The sequence below is a fragment of the Rhodococcus sp. NPDC058639 genome (assembly GCF_042717545.1).
GTDB lineage: Bacteria > Actinomycetota > Actinomycetes > Mycobacteriales > Mycobacteriaceae > Rhodococcus.
In genome coordinates this window covers 136,287-153,481 of the sequence record NZ_JBHXRF010000009.1, presented here as the reverse complement: position 1 = coordinate 153,481, position 17,195 = coordinate 136,287, and the positions used below count along the sequence as shown (strand labels likewise).

Below are 17,195 nucleotides of genomic sequence, written 5' to 3'. Positions count from 1 at the left end.
GATGGCAGGGGGGACCGCCGAGGCATTCGCGGTTCGGGGAAAGACGCTCGACGGTGAGCCCGTCGACCTGTGGGTCGGCTCGGATGGCATGTTTGAGTCCGAGCCGATACCCGGCGCGGAGACGATCTCGGCCGACGGCTGGATTCTGCCCGGGCTCGTCGACGCGCACTGCCACGTCGGCATTCGCTACGGCGGGGGAATCGAAGACGCCGCCGGTGCACGTGCGCAGGCGATCGTCGAACGGGACGCGGGGGTCCTCCTGCTCCGCGACGCCGGGTCTCCCGCCGACACGCGCAGCTTCGACGACGATCCGGCTCTGCCGCGCATCGTCCGCGCCGGCCGTCACATCGCACTCCCGAAGCGGTACATCCGGGGTCTGCCGGTCGAACTCGACGACGAATCGCAACTTCCCGCGGAGGTGGTGAGGCAGGCGCGCGCCGGTGACGGCTGGGTCAAACTGATCGGCGACTGGATCGACCGGGGGACCGGCGACCTGGCGCCGTTGTGGAGCGATGCCATCCTCGCCGAGGCGATCGCCGCGGCACACCGCGAGGGCGCACGCGTCACCGCGCACGTGTTCGGTGAAGACGCGTTGCCCGGTCTGCTCGCCGCGGGGATCGACTGCATCGAGCACGGCACCGGCCTGACCGACGAGACGATCGCGATCATGGCGGCAGCGGGCACCGCGCTTGTCCCCACGTTGGTCAACATCGACAACTTTCCCGAAATCGCCGATTCCGCAACGCGTTTCCCGGTGTACGCCGCGCATATGCGGGACCTGCACGCCCGCGTCGCCGACACCATCGGCGCGGCCCACGACGCCGGGGTCCCCATCTATGCCGGCACGGACGCCGGTGGGCACGTCCGGCACGGCCGGATCGCGGACGAGATCGCGGCACTCGGCCGGGTGGGTCTGGACCCGACCGAGGCGTTCGCCGCGGCCGGGTCGGCGGCCCGGGCGTGGCTCGGGCACCCCAGCCTCGAACCGGGCACTCCCGCCGACTTCATCGTCTACGCCGAGGACCCGCGCCGGGACCCGGCAGCAGCACGTCCGGATCTCGTCGTCCTCCGCGGTGCGGTCGTCACGCGGAGTGCGTCACTCGCGTGACCTCCGGTTTCGTCCTGGCTCGGCGATCTGGCAGAATGGACCGCTGTCGTCGCATCCGGTTACGTACCGCGCGACGGTCACAGGTTAGAGGCAAAACCGGGCGTGCCAAAAGGGTGCGCCGTCCGAATTGCACGTGACATGCGCCTTGTGCGCTTCGAAGGAGAACTCAGCCATGGCTGTGAAGATCAAGCTCACCCGTCTCGGCAAGATTCGCAACCCGCAGTACCGCGTGGTCATCGCGGACTCGCGTACCCGTCGCAACGGCCGGGCGATCGAGACGATCGGTAAGTACCACCCCAAGGAAGAGCCGTCGCTGATCCAGATCGATTCGGAGCGCGCGCAGTACTGGCTGAGCGTCGGCGCACAGCCGACCGAGCCCGTCCTCAACCTTCTGAAGATCACCGGTGACTGGCAGAAGTTCAAGGGCCTGCCGGGCACCGAGGGCACCCTGAAGACCGCAGAGCCCAAGCCGTCCAAGCTCGAGCTGTTCCAGGCCGCTCTCGCGCAGGCCGAGAACGAGCCGGCCGCCGCAGCGACCACCCCGAAGAAGAAGAAGGCTGCCAAGGAAGAGGCCACCGAGGCCGAGTCCACCGAGGCCGCCGAGTAATGAGCACCGTGGTCGCCGACGCCGTCGAGCATCTTGTTCGTGGAATCGTCGCCAACCCCGATGACGTCCGCGTCGACCTGATCACAGGCCGACGGGGACGCACCGTCGAGGTTCACGTCAACCCCGACGATCTCGGCAAGGTGATCGGCCGTGGTGGGCGTACCGCCACCGCGCTGCGGACCCTCGTCACGGGCATCGGTGGCCGGGGCATTCGCGTCGACGTCGTCGACACCGACCGATAGGCGCATGCAGGTGGAGCTCGTGGTGGGCCGGGTGGCGAAGTCGCACGGCATCAAGGGTGAGGTGGTCGTCGAGGTTCGCACCGACGAACCCGAGGAACGCTTTGCTGTGGGTGCGGTCCTGCGTGGCCGCAAACCCCGCGAGAAGAACCTGCAGGACTACACGGTGGAAGCCGCCCGGGAGCATTCCGGGCGGCTTCTGCTGCGCTTGAACGGGGTGGACGATCGCAGCACGGCGGACGCGCTGCGCGGAACCCTGTTCGTCGTCGACAGCGACGACCTAGGGCCCTCCGACGATCCCGACGAATTCTACGATCACGAACTCGAAGGGCTGTCGGTGCGCATCGTCGCCGGCCGGCCCGACGGCGGCACCGTGGTGGGCACCGTGCGCGAGGTGCTGCACACGGCCGCCGGTGAACTGCTCTCGCTCCGTCCCGCCGACGACGAGCGCGCAGAACTGCTGATCCCGTTCGTGACCGCAATCGTGCCGACCGTGTCTCTCGCGGACGGTGTCATCGAGATCGATCCGCCCGAAGGGCTGCTCGACCCCGACTTCGGGGAGCCGCCGTCGAAGGCGTCGCAGCGGAACAGCAAGGGAGACAGGTAGTTCCGTGCGACTCGATGTCGTCACCATCTTTCCCGAATATCTTGCACCGATGCGTGCAGCCCTCCTCGGCAAGGCCATAGACAAAGGCCTGATCTCCGTGGACATCCACAACCTCCGAGACTGGACGCACGACGTCCACAAGGCCGTCGACGACTCGCCGTACGGCGGGGGTCCCGGCATGGTGATGAAACCCACCGTCTGGGGGCCTGCCCTCGACGATGTGCTCGCCGGTCCCGACGGCGACACCGACCCCGACGTCCTGCTCGTCGTCCCCACCCCCGCGGGGCGGCCGTTCGACCAGGCCACTGCCCAGCGCTGGTCGCAGGAGAAGCGCATCGTCTTCGCGTGCGGGAGGTACGAAGGTATCGACCAACGCGTCTTCGACGACGCTGCCCGCCGCGTGCGCGTGGAGGAAGTGAGCATCGGGGACTACGTACTGATCGGCGGGGAAGTCGCGGTACTCGTCATGGTCGAGGCCGTCGTCAGGTTGCTCCCCGGCGTCCTCGGCAATCAGCAGTCGCACCAGGAGGATTCGTTCTCCGACGGACTCCTCGAGGGACCGAGCTACACGCGGCCCGCCAGTTGGCGTGGACTGGACGTACCGGCGGTGCTGCTCTCGGGCGACCACGCGAAGGTCGCCGCCTGGCGCCGAGAGCAATCGCTCGCCCGCACCCGGGAACGCCGACCCGACCTGCTGCCCGACGAGAGCTGACCGCCCTGCCCGGTGCCGCTCAGCGGTCGGCGCTGCTGCCCAGCATCGTCTCCACCGCCATCGACACCGTCTCGCGCGCATGACGGGCGCTTCCGTCGTAGGTCACATCGTAGAGGGCCGTATCCGGCAGGATTCCCGTGCCGAACTCGGGATCACCCTCCTCGTAGGTGACCTCTTCCTGTGACGTCACAGCGACCACATAACGATGGTCTTCGCCGAAGAAGCCGGTGGACAGGTGCACCCACTCGCCGTCGAGGCAGCACATCCAGCCTTGCTTGACCCCGAGACCGGTCATGCCCGGCAGCCCTTCGGGCAGGCCGAACGTCTGGTCGTACCCGTCCGATCCTGTCGGTGTGAAATCGGTCAGATATCCGATGATCCGGGCGCGCGCCTCGTCGTCGAGCCCGCCGCGACCACCGAGCACATCGGCGTACCAGGTGAGCAGGTCCGATGCCGTGGTCGTCGTGTTCCACCACCACGATGAGAACGGCGGCGTGGTCCCGGTGAGGTTGTGCCGCTCCGCGACCCGCAAGACCATCTCCGAACCACCGTGCTGCGCCCACAGAAGACTCGCGGCCGTGTCGTCGGACGAGCGGAGCATGTTCTCGATGAGGTCGTAGTCGTCCTCGGTGAGTGTCACCTCGCCGGTCGACTCGCGGAACAGCAGGTCGTCGGCGAGAAACAGTTTCACCACCGATGCGGTTTCCACGGGTTCGTCGATGCCGCCCACCGTGCGTGCGCCGGTGGTGCGATCCAGCACGGCGATGGTCATCCGGGCACCCCGGCGTTCCGCGAGGGTTGCCGCTGCTTCGATGCGGTCGGTGAGCGACTCCACGTCGAGCGAGGACGAACCCATCTGCAGGGCGAGGTCCGCGTACCCGTCACCGTCGGTAACCGTGACACCCGGGTTCAGCGCGGCAAGAGCCGGCACGATCTCTTTCGACCCGTCGGACTGCGATCCGCACGCAGCTACCGTTGCCGCTGCAAGCAGCACCGTTGCGTACGACCGAGCACCGGTCCGGCGACCCCGATTCATCGTTTGCTCCTGTAGGCCATTGTGCGGCGCGCAGCACCATGCGTCCACGCGTCCGCCGTCGATGCTCCGTCGTCCGGAACCCGATGTGGCGCCCGGGGAGCTTCGCAAGGATAAATGTAGGGTCGATCGTCGTGACAACCGAACCCGACACCGTGATCCGGCGAATCGCCGACGAACTCGACGTCCGCGAACACCAGGTGGCTGCGGCGGTGGGATTGCTCGACGGCGGCGCGACCGTTCCGTTCGTCGCGCGCTACCGCAAGGAAGCGACCGGCGGACTCGACGATGCCCAGCTCCGCACGCTCGAAGAGCGACTGCGGTACCTGCGTGAGCTCGACGAGCGCCGCACCGCGATCCTCGAATCGATCGAGGCACAAGGCAAACTCGACGACGACCTGCGGGCCCAGATCCGCCTCGCGGACACCAAGGCCAGGCTCGAGGACATCTACCTGCCCTACAAGCCCAAGCGGCGCACGAAAGCGCAGATCGCCCGGGAAGCCGGCCACGAACCCGTCGCCGATGCCCTCTACTCGGACCCGACCACCGATCCCACCGGGTTCTCCGCCGAGCAACTCGACGGTGCACGTGCCATCCTCGTCGAGCGTTTCGCGGAGGACCCCGACCTCGTCGGCGAACTTCGCGAGGCGATGTGGAGCCGCGGCTGCATGAAAGCGGCCGTCCGCCCGGGCAAGGAGACCGACGGCGCGAAGTTCGCGGACTACTTCGAATTCTCCGAGCCGTTCACCCAGCTCCCGTCCCACCGCATCCTCGCGATGCTGCGCGGCGAGAAGGAAGAGGTGCTCTCTCTCACGCTCGTTCCCGACGCCGACGAACCCGAGCCGGGGGAGCCGTCGTACTTCGAGGGCCGCATCGCCGCACGATTCGGAATCGCCGACCGCGGCCGGGCAGCCGACCGCTGGTTGCTCGACACCGTGCGCTGGGCGTGGCGCACCCGCCTGCAGGTCTCGCTCGGTGTCGACCTCCGGATGCGGCTCAAGCAGTCCGCCGAGAAGGACGCCGTCGACGTCTTCGCTGCGAACCTCAAGGACCTTCTGCTCGCCGCCCCCGCCGGATCCCGTCCCACCATGGGCCTGGACCCCGGCTTCCGCACCGGCACCAAGGTCGCGGTGGTCGACGCCACCGGCAAGGTCGTCGACCATGCCACGATCTACCCGCACCAGCCCCACAACAAGCGGGACCAGTCGCTGGCGACCCTCGCCCAACTCGTCGCGAAGCACGGCGTCGAACTGATCGCGATCGGCAACGGCACGGCGTCGCGGGAGACCGACGCGCTCGCCACCGAACTGATCGCGAAGCTCGGCACGCCCGGCCTCACGAAGATCGTGGTGTCCGAGGCAGGGGCTTCGGTGTACTCGGCCTCCGCGTACGCCTCACAGGAACTGCCCGACCTCGACGTGTCGATCCGCGGTGCGGTGTCGATCGCCCGGCGGCTGCAGGATCCGCTCGCCGAACTGGTCAAGATCGATCCGAAGTCCATTGGCGTGGGGCAGTACCAGCACGACGTCTCGGAGACGATGCTCGCCCGGTCCCTCGGAGCGGTTGTCGAAGATGCGGTGAACGCGGTGGGGGTCGATGTCAACACGGCGTCGGTGCCGCTGCTCTCGCGCGTCTCGGGTGTCACGTCGTCGCTCGCCGAGAGCATCGTGGCCCACCGCGACCAGAACGGTCCTTTCCCCAGCCGCAGGGCGCTCAAGGACGTCGCGCGGCTCGGTCCCAAGGCGTTCGAGCAGTGCGCCGGATTCCTCCGCATCCCTAACGGTGACGACCCGCTCGACGCGTCCGCCGTGCACCCCGAGGCCTACCCAGTGGTGCGACGGATCGCCGAGCGCAGTGGGACAGCCGTGCGCGACCTGCTGGGCAACACCGCGACGCTCCGTGCAGTGCGTCCCGACGACTTCGTCGACGACAAGTTCGGGCTGCCGACGGTCACCGATATCATCGGGGAACTCGAAAAGCCCGGACGCGACCCCCGCCCGGAGTTCAAGACCGCCACCTTCGCGGTGGGCGTCGAGAAGGTGGGCGACCTGAAGCCCGGGATGGTGCTCGAAGGAGTCGTCACCAACGTCGCCGCGTTCGGTGCGTTCGTCGACGTCGGAGTGCACCAGGACGGTCTGGTGCACGTGTCGGCGATGTCGCGCAGCTTCGTCAAGGATCCGCACGACGTCGTCAAATCCGGCGAAGTGGTCAAGGTGAAGGTCCTCGAGGTCGATGTGCCGAGACAGCGCATCGCCCTGACCCTCCGCCTCGACGACGAACTGCCGTCGACCACGCCCGATGCGTCCGACGGGCGTCCGTCCCGCGGCGGCGCACGCCGCGGGGGACCGGCCGGCGCCCAGGGCCGGGGCAACAACCAGGGCAAGGGCGACAACCAGCCCCGGGGCAACGGACAGGGCGGCCGGAACCGCGACGGGCAGTCGGCGGGCCGTCGATCCGAGAGTCCCACCACGGGATCCATGGCCGACGCGCTGCGACGAGCCGGATTCGGAAAGTAGTTCGTATCCCGGTGCGGGGTCACGTTGTTCCGCGGCGTGGCCCCGCACCTGCGATGACCATGGTGATCGCCGGCGGTGGCCTGATCGCCTTCTACGAGGACGGCAACCGGGCAGTCGGTGTCGTGTTCGCAACACTGTTCGGGATCGGCGCCGCGTTGACCCTGGACGAGTTCGCGCTGATCTTCTACCTCAACGATGTCTATTGGGATGAGGAAGGCCGCGTCTCGGTCGATGCGGTGTTCGTTGCGGTCGCCGTCACGGGCATGTTGCTCGTCGGACTCCGGCCGCTTGACCTCGGCGACGCTGCCAACTTCGAAGACACCGGCGACCTGATCAGCCGCGGGCTGCTGGTGGTGGGTGCGGTGATCGACCTGCTGCTGGCGATGGTCGTCCTGTCCAAAGGGAAGATCTGGACGGGGCCGGTGGGGTTGTTCTTCGCTCCGCTGCTGTGGGTGGGTGCGCTCCGGTTGTCGCGTCCGTCGGCACCGTGGGCACGGACGCGGTACGCGCCCGACTCGCGCAAGATGACTCGGTCGCTCGCGCGGGAACGGAAAGTACGTCGCCCCATCATCCGCGCGAAGATCGTCGTGCAGAACCACGTGGCGGGGGCTCCGACACTCGAGACGGTGCGCGGAAGCATGGAGAATTCGAAGGTCGTGGCCGAGGAGGAGGTCCTCGACCGGGAGGTCCATCCTGCGCTGCCGCCGCCGTCGATTTCGCCTCCGGCGGCGTCGTCTGGCACAATTGACGGGTTGCCCCGTTAGGGCACGCCTACCTGACCTGGGTATGAACCGGTCGAGCCCGCCTCACGGTGGTCGCCGCCAGGTTCCTCTGCTCGAGCAAAAAAGAGGATGTAACCGATGAACACCCTGGACTTTCTGGACGCAAAGTCGCTGCGCGACGACATCCCGGACTTCCGTCCCGGCGACACGCTCGACGTGCACGTCAAGGTTATCGAGGGCTCCAAGGAGCGCGTGCAGGTCTTCAAGGGCGTCGTGATCCGGCGTCAGGGCGGCGGCGTCCGCGAGACCTTCACCGTGCGCAAGGTGTCGTTCGGCGTCGGTGTCGAGCGCACCTTCCCGGTACACAGCCCCAACATTGCGAAGATCGACGTCCTCACCCGCGGTGACGTGCGCCGCGCCAAGCTGTACTACCTGCGCGACCTGCGCGGCAAGGCTGCGAAGATCAAGGAAAAGCGCTGATCTCCACGCGCTGAACCAAGCGTTCGACAACCCGGTACGGACATTCGTCCGTGCCGGGTTGTCGCCGTTCGGAGAGCGTGGGGACAGACGCTAGGCTGTCGTGGTGGCAGATTCCCCGCACGATCCGGCCGGTCCGGGTGCGCACCGTTACAGCGACGACGCCGTCGCCCGCAACCACCGAACCTCCGGTGCACACCACCGGCGCGACGACACCGATCCGGGCGGTGGATTCTCCCGCAAGGACGACAACACGGACACGAAGAAGGAAAAGTCCTTCTGGCGCGAACTCCCGATCCTCATCGTGGTCGCGCTGGCACTGAGCTTCCTGCTCCAGACTTTCGTCGCCCGCGTCTACCTCATCCCGTCCGAGTCGATGGAACCCACGCTCCACGGATGCCCGGGGTGCACCGGCGACCGGATCGTCGTCGAAAAGATCAGCTACCGCTTCACCGATCCCCGGCCGGGCGACGTCATCGTGTTCAAGGGACCCGACTCGTGGTCGGCGGGATACACCTCCACCCGCTCCGACAATGTCGTCCTCCGCGGTCTCCAAGAGGTCGGCTCACTGATCGGTGTCGTGCCGCCCGACGAGAACGATCTCGTCAAGCGCGTCATCGCAGTCGGGGGTCAGACGGTCGAGTGCTGCGACGACCAGGGCCGCGTCCTCGTCGACGGAAAACCACTCGACGAGCCCTATGTGCAGATGGACTACCCGTTCACGCCCGGTGTGGTCGACTGCGACACCGAAGTACCGTCCGGCCGCTGCTTCGGACCGATCACCGTCCCCGAGGACGCGGTATGGGTCATGGGCGACAACCGCAGCAACTCCGCAGACTCTCGGTATCACGTCGGCGACGAATACCAGGGCGCCGTTCCCCTGGACAACGTGATCGGCAAGGCCCAGTTCATTGTGCTGCCCCCCGGACGGTGGGGCCTGATCGATTCACCGGAGATACTTCCCTCGTGACCGTTCTGGACAATTGGCCCCCGCGGCCGGTGATCCGCAGGTCCGCAGGCCTGCGGACGATGGAATCCGCCCTCGTGCGGTGCGGACTCGGCCCCGTGGCGGGCGTCGACGAGGCCGGGCGAGGTCCATGCGCCGGCCCGCTGGTCATCGCGGCCTGCATTCTCGGCCCGAAACCGCACCCGTCGCTCGATCGGCTCGACGACTCGAAGAAGCTCACCGAGAAGACTCGCGAGGAGCTGTACGCGGTCATCACGCGCAGGGCCCTCGCGTGGAACGTGGTCGAGGTGCCGGCCGCGGAGATCGACGCGATCGGTATTCACGTGGCCAACATCGAAGGCATGCGACGCGCCGTCGCGGGCCTGTCCCTTGCACCCGGCTATGTGCTCACCGACGGATTCCGGGTGCCCGGTCTGCCGGTTCCATCGCTTCCGGTCATCGGCGGAGACGGTGCGGCCGCGTGTATCGCGGCGGCCAGTATTCTCGCCAAGGTCACGCGAGATCGGATCATGGTGGACCTCGATCGCGAGATACCGGGGTACGGTTTCGCGGTACACAAGGGCTACAACACACCCGCCCACATCGCGGCGCTGCGAGAACGCGGCCCGTGCCACGAGCATCGACGGTCGTGGGCAAACGTCGCGGCGGTGTCCGGCGACACCCCGTTCCGGCGGCGATTGTTCATCGACGAGGCAGATGCGGGATGATGACAGGACACACCGGACTGGGAGGACACCGAAAGCGATGAGTGCCGAGGATCTCGAAAAGTACGAAACCGAGATGGAGCTCTCGCTGTACCGGGAGTATCGGGACATCGTCGGTCAGTTCGCGTACGTCGTGGAGACCGAGCGACGGTTCTATCTCGCCAACGCGGTCGAGTTGCTCCCGCACAATGCGAGCGGTGAGGTGTACTTCGAGGTACGCATGTCCGACGCCTGGGTCTGGGACATGTACCGCCCCGCGCGGTTCGTCAAGCACGTCCGGGTGATCACCTTCAAGGACGTCAACATCGAAGAACTCGACAAGCCTGAGTTGAGGCTGCCCGACAAGCTGGGATAGCCGGCCCGAGGCGGTCTGTCCACAAGGCCCGTCCTCATCCACAGATCACGCCGAGGCGCCTCTGTTTCCGTTGCCCCGCGACCTCCCCGCTGCACAGTAGGTGCACGCAGGGGAGGAGCGGGCATGGGACGTAATCGGGATCTGGGGATACGCGGCGAAGACCTCGCCGCAGAATTCCTCGAGTCCGCCGGAATGGTGGTGCTCGAACGTAATTGGCGCACGCGGTACGGGGAACTCGATCTGATCGCGCAGGACGGTGCGGTCCTCGTATTCGTGGAGGTCAAGACCCGGTCGGGTCTCGGGTACGGGACACCCGCCGAAGCCGTCACCCGAGGTAAAACCGAACGGATCCGGCGTCTCGCGGGCATGTGGCTCGCCGCGCAGAGCAGGCGGTGGACGCATATCCGGGTGGATGTCGTGACAGTGCTGCTCCAGCGCGGCTACGCGCCCGTCATCACCCACTTGCGGCAGGTGCTGTGATGGCGCTGGGGAGAGCCTGGTCGGTGGCGGTCTCGGGTGTCGACGGGCAGGTCGTCGAGATAGAAGCGGATATCGGCCGGGGACTACCCGGCGTGACCATGGTGGGTCTGCCCGACACCGCACTCCAGGAGTCGCGCGATCGGGTGCGAGCCGCGGTGTCCAATTCGGGTGCCGCATGGCCGGATTCGAAAGTCGTGCTGGCGTTGTCGCCCGCGACTCTGCCGAAAGTGGGCAGCGTCTACGACGTGGGTCTTGCGTGTGCGGTGCTCAACGCCGCCGACGTCGTCCCCCTCGATCTGCTCGAGAAGACCATCCTTCTCGGTGAACTCGCACTCGACGGCAGGCTGCGGCCGATCCGGGGAGTGCTGCCGGCGGTCGTGACCGCGATGAACCACGGGTGGCGGAGGGTGGTGGTGCCCACCGCGACGATGATCGAAGCCGCGCTGGTGGAGGGGATCGAGATCTACGGCGCCGATACCCTCGCGGACCTCGTGCGCTGGTTGCAGGGTGACGGTGCCCTCGAGCGTCCGGGCGAGCGTCGTGCCCCTCCACGTGTGGTGCGCGGGGACCTGAGCGAAGTCGTCGGGCAGTACGAGGCACGCCGGGCTCTCGAAGTGGCCGCGGCGGGAGCGCACCACATCATGCTCACCGGTCCACCGGGCATCGGGAAAACGATGCTCGCGCAGCGGCTTCCGGGCATCCTTCCCGTGCTCACCGAAAAGCACGCCCTCGAAGTGACCGCGATTCACTCGGTGGCAGGTACCCTCACCGCCGACCGTCCTCTGGTGACGGAACCTCCCTTCATCGCCCCGCACCACACCGCCTCGGTGAGTTCGCTGATCGGGGGTGGGACGGGGATGGCGAAGCCGGGTGCGGTAAGCCGAGCGCACCGCGGAATCCTCTTCCTCGACGAAGTCGCCGAGATGGGCACGAAAACACTCGAAGCGCTGCGAACGCCCCTCGAGGACGGTGAAGTCCGGATTGCGCGGCGGGACGGCGTGGCACGGTACCCGGCGCGGTTCCAGTTGATCCTGGCGGCAAATCCGTGCCCGTGCGCACCCGCACGCGACGCCGACTGCGTCTGTGCTCCCACGGCGCGACGCCGGTATCTCGGGAGGCTTTCGGGTCCGTTGCTCGACCGCGTGGACCTACGCATCCGCATGGAATCCGTCGCGACGAGCGCGTTGATGGACGAGACGGGTGAGAGTACCGACGAGGTGCGCGCCCGGGTCGCGAACGCACGTGATGCCGCTCGGGAGCGGTGGGCGGACTACGGGTGGTCCACCAATGCGGAGGTTCCCGGACCTGCTCTGCGGCAGAAGTTCCGGCTCGCTCCGACGGCGCTGCGGCCCGTCGAACGAGCGCTGCGGAAGGGTGCGATCACCGCCAGAGGAGCCGACAGGGCTTTGCGCGTCGCGTGGTCGCTCGCCGATCTCGCGGGCGCGACCTCGCCGTCGGAGGTCCACGTTGCCACAGCGTTGCAGTTCCGCGACAGGGGGCTGGTGTGACCGCCGCGGATGAGAGACGCCTCGCCTGGGCATATCTGTCCACGGTGGCGCAGGGCGCGTCCCGATCGTTGTCCGCGGCGATCGCGGAACACGGCGTGGTCGAGATGGCCGAGGCCGTTCGACAGGGCGCCACCGGAGGACGGCTGTCGTCCCGGCTTGCCGCGCGGGTCCATCTCGACACGGCGGCGGAGGATCTCGACAGGCTCGCTCGATCGGGAGGGCGCCTGGTCACACCTGACGACGAGGAGTGGCAGGCGTGGCACCTACTCGGATTCGAGTCGCTGACCACCACCGCCGACACCGATGCGCCGCCTCTCGCGCTGTGGGTGTGGGGGCAGCGGAGAATCGACGAACTGACCGACCGGTCCGTGGGCATCGTGGGTACCCGCGCGGCGAGCGGGTACGGCGAACACGTGACCGCGCAGATCGCCGGGGATCTCGCTGTCGACGGGTGGACAGTGGTGTCCGGTGCGGCGTTCGGAGTCGATGCTGCAGCGCACCGAGCGGCGCTGGGGGTCGGGGGAACGACGCTCGCGGTCCTCGCGTGTGGAGTCGACCGCGCTTATCCCGCAGCGCACTCCGCGCTGCTGCGCTCGATCTCGGAAACGGGCCTCGTCGTGAGCGAGTATCCACCGGGAACCACGCCTGCCCGCTACCGATTCCTGGCGCGTAATCGGCTGATCGCGGCGCTCTCTGCCGGCACGGTCGTGGTCGAAGCAGGATGGCGCAGCGGTGCCCGCAACACGGCGACGTGGGCTCGACGGCTCGGTAAGCCCGTGATGGCGGTGCCGGGACCGGTGACCTCCGCATCGTCGCAGGGGTGCCACCGGATGATCCGGGAGGGTGAGGCGCGTCTGGTGGGCAGTGCGCACGAGGTCGTGGAGGAATGCGGTCCGTTGCTTGCCCGCGACGACGGCCGTGATGCATTGTTCCACCGAGATCTCGATGATCTGTCGAGGGAGAGTTCGATTGTGTACGAGGCATTTCCGGCCTCGGGTACCTGTACGCCGTCGGTCTTGGCGGAGTCGGCGGGGGTTCCGGTCGAGCAGGTGCGGGCGGCGTTGACGCTTCTCGAACTGGACGGACTCGTTGTCCTGACGGACGGTGGGTGGCGGCGGGCGTGAAACTCCCGAGGTCCGGGTGTCAGCCTCCGCGCGGGTGGTGGTGCAGTTGCGCGAGCATGCGTTCTCGCAGGCTGTCGTAGATCGGCGAGGATCCCATCAACTGCGCGATGGCGAATGCCCCGGCGACGGCTGCGAGCATCGGGACGGTGACGCTGGTCGTCGCGGTCATCTCCATGACGAGGACCGCGCCGGTGACGGGTGCGCGCACCGTCGCACTGAACATCGAGGCCATTCCCACGATTGCCATCGGCACCGCAACAGAGGAATCGATTCCGGGAATCACTGCGTGGCAGATCCCGGCGTAGAGCACGCCCCACAGGGCACCGAGCGCGAGTAGTGGAGCGAACAGACCTCCCGGAGTGCCCGCGGCATACGAGACGGGCCCTGTGGCGAAGCGCAGTGCGACGTACAACGCGACGAGCGGCAGCGCGAGTGCACCACCCGACAGCACGTGCTGCACCAGGGAGTCGCCACCACCGGTAGCAGGAAGTGAGGCCGCGGAGAGCAAGCCGATGGCGCCACCGATCGCAGCGGCCTTCACCACCGAAGGGACCGAGCGGAGAGCGTCCACGACGGCGAGTGAACCCATCACCGCACGGTTGTAGGCAGCGCCGAGAACTCCGGTGAGGAGACCGAAGACGACGAACACCGGGAGCAGGGTGATCGAGGGGGGATCGACCGGGCCGACCGAGAAGTCAGGCGAATCTCCGACGATCAGACGGGAGCACGCGACCCCGACGGCGACAGACACCAGAACCGGCACCACAGTCCGGAGCCGGAACGAGTGCATGACTTCCTCGAAGACGAACAGCGCGCCACCGATGGGCGCATTGAACGCGACCGCCAGTCCCGCGCCGGATACCGACGTCTGCAGGAGTCGCTGGTGATCGACGTCCATCCCCGCGCGGCGAGCAGTCTCGGCCCCCGCGACTGCGCCCATGTGCACGATGGGGCCTTCACGTCCGAGCACGAGACCCGACCCGATGCTGAGGACGCCACCCACCAACGTCGCAGGCAATATCCGGAACTGCGGTGGGTCGACCTCGCCGCGAGAGACGGCCTCGACATGCTGAATACCGCTACCGGAGGCAAACGGCACCCAGCGGACTATCACCGCCGCGATCGCGGCACAGACGGCGGTCACCGCCATCGGGATCAACCATCCCGGTCCGGGCAACTCGTGCGCCCAGCCCAGAAGATCGATCCGTGCTGCGTCAGCCCTCAGCAGACACCAGCGGAACGCTCCTCCGACGAAGCCGATGAGCGCGCCGGCAACAGCAGCGACCAGGCAGACGATCGCGAGTTCGCGCGCGACTGCGGGCGGCTCGTCCGTTTCGTCGCGTGATTCCGCCATGCGCTCTCCAGGGCCGGTGGGTGGCTACGACCGCCGGCCGCACCGTAGCGGCGCGGCCGTGAAGGGATCGAACGCAGGCGATCGAGAAGGATCCACACTCGGCAGTATGGCGACCGGAGTCTGTCGTGCGTCGTCGTTCGGACGTTTCGGCCGGTCCCGGAGTCGACGTATCTCGGAATCAGCCCAGGCGGGTGTGCTTCGCCGGGGCGGCGTCGTTCAGTCTTCGGTCGTCTCCGTGCCGGCATCCTCGGTACCGGAGGCGGCGTCGTCCACGTACCAGGCGCGATCCTCCCGGTCCCACTTCACGCCACCGCGGTGGGCCTTGCGGAACTCCCGGAGAACTGCCCGATCGATCGACACGTGACCGTTGTCGTTGACGTAGGTCCACTCGGGGCCGAACTTGGCCTCGATCGCGTCGACCATGTCGGTCTGGGTGACCTTGTGTTCCGTGGTGATGATGTCGGTCATCCAGGTGGCGATCTCGGTCGCGGTGGTGCTCATGGGTATCGAGCCTAGAGCGTCCCGAGGGGTGACGTCCCCGCTGGACCCGTCGCGGAGTACGGTTGCGCCGAAATAGGTAACCCTTACCAGGAGGCGCAGTGGCCCGGAAATCTCCGTCATCGACGACCCTCACCGTGCTGCGCACGGAGACGATCGCCGAACACTTCGTCCGGGTGGTCCTCGGCGGGGACGGCTTCGGCGACTTCGCTGCGCGAGCCGACACCGACAGCTACGTCAAGATCGAGCTTCCCGCGGGGGAGGACACAGCGGTCCGCACCTACACGGTGCGCAGGGTCGACGAGGCTGCCCGCGAGATCTGGATCGACTTCGTCGTGCACGGCGACGAGGGTGTCGCCGGACCGTGGGCGCGCAGCGTGCAGCCCGGGACCAACGTGGTGGTGCGCGGACCGGGCGGTGGATACCGGCCCGATCCCGCTGCGGATTTTCACCTGCTCGCGGGCGACGAGACGGCGCTCCCGGCGATCGCTGCTGCGCTCGAGTCGCTGCCCGACGACGCTCGGGGCGCGGTATTTGTCGAGGTGGCGGGCGCATCCGACGAATTGCCCTTGTCTGCTCCGGCGGGTGTCGAGGTGCACTGGGTGCATCGTGGGATGGCCGCGGGCGACGCACCGCAGGACCGGATCGACGGTGACGCTCCGCTCGTCGCAGCGGTCGAGTCGCTTCCGTGGCCGGCCGGGGACGTACACGTGTTCGTGCACGGTGAGGCGGAGACGGTGATGAAGCATCTTCGTCCGTACCTGCGAAAGGACCGGGGCGTGAGTCCTGCGCGCGCCTCCATCTCCGGGTACTGGCGTCGTGGTCGTACCGAAGAAGGCTTCCGCACCTGGAAGCAGGAATTGGCGACCACCGAAGCGTCCTAGCGGCATCCACGACGAGTGCGGCCCGGATCCCCGGTGAGGGAGCCGGGCCGCACTCGCGGTCACGACGGGGTGCGCCCGCGTCAGTGCGCGGGCTCGCGGGCGGACTCGACGCGGGATTCCCTGGTCAGCACGGTGAACGCGGTCAGCGCGAGGGCCCCGCACACGAGGATCGAGATCGCCATCGGTACCGCGGTGTCCTCGCCGCCGAGTCCGACGAGGGGCGACACCAGTGCCGCGAGCCCGAACTGGGACGCGCCGATCACCGCCGAACCGGTGCCGGCTGCCTTGGGGACCTGCGACTGGGCGAGTGCGGTGGCGTTGCCCAGGATGAAGCTGAGGCTGCTGACGCACACGAACATCAGCGGGAGGATCAGCCACGGTGCGTACCCGACGACCAGGATCGACAGCAGCAGGAGTGTTCCACCGCAGAAAAGGGTGGTGACGCCGGCGCGCAGCAGCGACCGGGTCGGGAAACGTCCGATCAGCCGGCTGTTGACGATGTTGCCACCGACGAGACCCACCGAGTTCACGGCGAAGACGAGCGAGAACTGCCCCGGGCTGAGTCCGAGGATCTCCTGCGTCACGAACGGCGACGCCGAGATATAGGAGAACATCGCCCCGAAACTGAGAGCGAAGGTCGCGGCGTAGCCGACGAACCGCCGCTGCGACAGCACGTACCCGAAGTTGCCGGCCATGGCAGAGAACCCACCGCCATGCCGCTTCTCCGGCGGCAAGGTTTCCGGGACGAAGAACAACACCGCGACGGTCATCGCGACTGCCAGCGCCGTGAGAACCCAGAAGATGCCACGCCACCCGATCGGACCGAGCAGCGCGCCGCCGAGCAGGGGCGCGGCCACCGGCGCGATACCGCCGATGATCATCATGATGCTGAAAAGCTTGGCAGCCTGGTCGCCCCTCGCGCGGTCGGCGATGACCGCACGCGCCAGGACGATTCCGATTCCGCCGCTGAATCCCTGGACCAGACGCGCGGCGATCAGCACCTCCACCGTCGGCGCCAGCGCGCACAGTGCGCTGCTCGCCACCAGGACGAGCGTGCCGATGATCAGCAGTCGGCGTCGTCCCCAGCCGTCGGAGAGCGGACCGATCAGGAGTTGTCCCAGACCGAGACCGGCCATGAACGTCGTCAGGGTGAGCTGCACACCGACCGTGGTCGTGCCGAGGCTCTCCGACATGATGGGCAGGCCGGGAAGATACATATCCGTGGAAAGCGGTGCGATCGCCGACAGCAGCGCGAGCGCGCAGAGCATCGACAACGGGATTGTTTTACTCACTAACGAAC

General features: G+C 67.7%; 19 protein-coding genes. 15 read left to right on the top strand and 4 right to left on the bottom strand.

Annotated features, from left to right (window positions below):
• The first annotated feature begins 1 nt into the window (after nucleotide 1).
• The 5 genes from ACFWU2_RS18740 to trmD all read left to right on the top strand — a co-directional run bounded on the left by ACFWU2_RS18740 (nucleotide 2) and on the right by trmD (nucleotide 3,273).
• Nucleotides 2-1,108: an amidohydrolase family protein gene (locus tag ACFWU2_RS18740; protein WP_378609259.1), complete on the top strand. Its 1,107-nt coding sequence runs from the start codon at nucleotides 2-4 to the stop codon at nucleotides 1,106-1,108.
• Between the two features lie 172 nt (nucleotides 1,109-1,280).
• Entirely contained in the window at nucleotides 1,281-1,715 is a 435-nt protein-coding gene (rpsP, locus tag ACFWU2_RS18735) for a 30S ribosomal protein S16 (protein WP_169620536.1), read from the top strand.
• Complete coding sequence (locus ACFWU2_RS18730) at nucleotides 1,715-1,957, top strand: RNA-binding protein (RefSeq protein ID WP_072698641.1); 243 nt, start codon at nucleotides 1,715-1,717, stop codon at nucleotides 1,955-1,957. Before rpsP ends, ACFWU2_RS18730 begins: the two co-directional genes overlap by 1 nt.
• Nucleotides 1,958-1,967: 10 nt before the next feature.
• Entirely contained in the window at nucleotides 1,968-2,561 is a 594-nt protein-coding gene (rimM, locus tag ACFWU2_RS18725; RefSeq protein ID WP_378609523.1) for a ribosome maturation factor RimM, read from the top strand.
• A gap of 4 nt (nucleotides 2,562-2,565) precedes the next feature.
• Complete coding sequence (trmD, locus tag ACFWU2_RS18720) at nucleotides 2,566-3,273, top strand: tRNA (guanosine(37)-N1)-methyltransferase TrmD (RefSeq protein ID WP_378609255.1); 708 nt, start codon at nucleotides 2,566-2,568, stop codon at nucleotides 3,271-3,273.
• Nucleotides 3,274-3,292: 19 nt separating this feature from the next.
• On the opposite strand, the gene ACFWU2_RS18715 is transcribed toward trmD, so the two are convergent.
• Nucleotides 3,293-4,309, bottom strand: coding sequence for a hypothetical protein (locus ACFWU2_RS18715; protein ID WP_378609252.1), 1,017 nt, complete (start codon nucleotides 4,307-4,309; stop codon nucleotides 3,293-3,295).
• Between the two features lie 131 nt (nucleotides 4,310-4,440).
• On the opposite strand from ACFWU2_RS18715, the gene ACFWU2_RS18710 reads away from it, so the two are divergent.
• From ACFWU2_RS18710 to dprA, 9 genes are all read left to right on the top strand, one after another.
• Complete coding sequence (locus ACFWU2_RS18710) at nucleotides 4,441-6,822, top strand: Tex family protein (protein WP_378609249.1); 2,382 nt, start codon at nucleotides 4,441-4,443, stop codon at nucleotides 6,820-6,822.
• Between the two features lie 53 nt (nucleotides 6,823-6,875).
• Complete coding sequence (locus ACFWU2_RS18705; RefSeq protein ID WP_378609246.1) at nucleotides 6,876-7,586, top strand: hypothetical protein; 711 nt, start codon at nucleotides 6,876-6,878, stop codon at nucleotides 7,584-7,586.
• Nucleotides 7,587-7,682: 96 nt separating this feature from the next.
• Nucleotides 7,683-8,024 carry a 50S ribosomal protein L19 gene (gene rplS / locus ACFWU2_RS18700; protein ID WP_072698636.1) on the top strand — a complete coding sequence of 114 codons (342 nt, stop codon included), beginning with the start codon at nucleotides 7,683-7,685 and terminating at the stop codon, nucleotides 8,022-8,024.
• A gap of 103 nt (nucleotides 8,025-8,127) precedes the next feature.
• Nucleotides 8,128-8,991, top strand: coding sequence for a signal peptidase I (gene lepB / locus ACFWU2_RS18695; protein WP_378609243.1), 864 nt, complete (start codon nucleotides 8,128-8,130; stop codon nucleotides 8,989-8,991).
• A gap of 5 nt (nucleotides 8,992-8,996) precedes the next feature.
• Entirely contained in the window at nucleotides 8,997-9,695 is a 699-nt protein-coding gene (locus ACFWU2_RS18690) for a ribonuclease HII (protein ID WP_378609520.1), read from the top strand.
• A 37-nt stretch (nucleotides 9,696-9,732) separates the two neighbouring features.
• Nucleotides 9,733-10,047: a DUF2469 domain-containing protein gene (locus tag ACFWU2_RS18685; protein ID WP_072698634.1), complete on the top strand. Its 315-nt coding sequence runs from the start codon at nucleotides 9,733-9,735 to the stop codon at nucleotides 10,045-10,047.
• Nucleotides 10,048-10,170: 123 nt separating this feature from the next.
• Entirely contained in the window at nucleotides 10,171-10,527 is a 357-nt protein-coding gene (locus ACFWU2_RS18680; protein WP_169620542.1) for a YraN family protein, read from the top strand.
• Nucleotides 10,527-12,035, top strand: a complete 1,509-nt coding sequence (locus ACFWU2_RS18675) for a YifB family Mg chelatase-like AAA ATPase (RefSeq protein WP_378609239.1) — start codon at nucleotides 10,527-10,529, stop codon at nucleotides 12,033-12,035. The genes ACFWU2_RS18680 and ACFWU2_RS18675 overlap by 1 nt, the downstream gene beginning before the upstream one ends.
• Nucleotides 12,032-13,159 (top strand): DNA-processing protein DprA, encoded by a 1,128-nt coding sequence (gene dprA / locus ACFWU2_RS18670; protein WP_378609237.1) that lies wholly within the window; start codon nucleotides 12,032-12,034, stop codon nucleotides 13,157-13,159. The genes ACFWU2_RS18675 and dprA overlap by 4 nt, the downstream gene beginning before the upstream one ends.
• Before the next feature lie 19 nt (nucleotides 13,160-13,178).
• Here dprA and ACFWU2_RS18665 read toward each other — a convergent pair whose 3' ends face one another.
• The gene (locus ACFWU2_RS18665) at nucleotides 13,179-14,513 is read right to left on the bottom strand and encodes a ClC family H(+)/Cl(-) exchange transporter (protein WP_378609234.1); all 1,335 of its coding nucleotides are present in this window, start codon (nucleotides 14,511-14,513) and stop codon (nucleotides 13,179-13,181) included.
• Nucleotides 14,514-14,729: 216 nt separating this feature from the next.
• Nucleotides 14,730-15,014 (bottom strand): DUF6953 family protein, encoded by a 285-nt coding sequence (locus tag ACFWU2_RS18660; protein ID WP_378609231.1) that lies wholly within the window; start codon nucleotides 15,012-15,014, stop codon nucleotides 14,730-14,732.
• A gap of 98 nt (nucleotides 15,015-15,112) precedes the next feature.
• On the opposite strand from ACFWU2_RS18660, the gene ACFWU2_RS18655 reads away from it, so the two are divergent.
• Nucleotides 15,113-15,895: a siderophore-interacting protein gene (locus tag ACFWU2_RS18655; RefSeq protein WP_378609229.1), complete on the top strand. Its 783-nt coding sequence runs from the start codon at nucleotides 15,113-15,115 to the stop codon at nucleotides 15,893-15,895.
• An 80-nt stretch (nucleotides 15,896-15,975) separates the two neighbouring features.
• On the opposite strand, the gene ACFWU2_RS18650 is transcribed toward ACFWU2_RS18655, so the two are convergent.
• Nucleotides 15,976-17,163, bottom strand: a complete 1,188-nt coding sequence (locus ACFWU2_RS18650; RefSeq protein ID WP_378609517.1) for a multidrug effflux MFS transporter — start codon at nucleotides 17,161-17,163, stop codon at nucleotides 15,976-15,978.
• Nucleotides 17,164-17,195: the final 32 nt, after the last annotated feature.